Genomic DNA, 352 nt, shown 5'->3' with positions numbered 1-352 from the left:
ATCGCATACAGCGCCGGAAAGGCGGCGACACCCAGCAGTAACCACGGCACCCGGACGCCGAGAACGTGTGCGTCTGCGAGGGATTCGATGCCGAACAGCAGCGGTAGCGCGCCGAGCGTCGCCACCGTCACCAGGGCAAGGCGCAGGGCGAGCCCGAGTTGGGCGCGGATGAGCCCGCCGATCATGGCGGCACCGATTTCGGTCTGTTCCGCCACCTCCATCCTGGTGTGCACCCGGCGGGCGCCGCGCCGCTCGGCCAGCACCACGCGTTCACGGGGCGGACGTGGCTGCGGGTTCGTCATCGCCCGGTCCAGGTCTGGCGCGGGCCGCGGCCCAGCCGCTGTTTGAGTTC

Annotated in this window: 1 protein-coding gene; it reads right to left on the bottom strand. The window is 71.0% G+C overall.

Annotated features, from left to right (window positions below; genetic code table 11):
- Positions 1-302, bottom strand: a 302-nt coding sequence (locus tag GV790_RS29270) for a hypothetical protein (protein ID WP_163818056.1), incomplete at its 3' end; no start/stop codon positions are given.
- Positions 303-352 lie beyond the last annotated feature (50 nt).

The organism is Nocardia cyriacigeorgica, from assembly GCF_010858045.1.
Taxonomy (GTDB): Bacteria; Actinomycetota; Actinomycetes; order Mycobacteriales; family Mycobacteriaceae; genus Nocardia; species Nocardia cyriacigeorgica_E.
The sequence above is the reverse complement of the archived record's forward strand: the minus strand, read 5'-3'. Positions and strand labels throughout refer to the sequence as shown.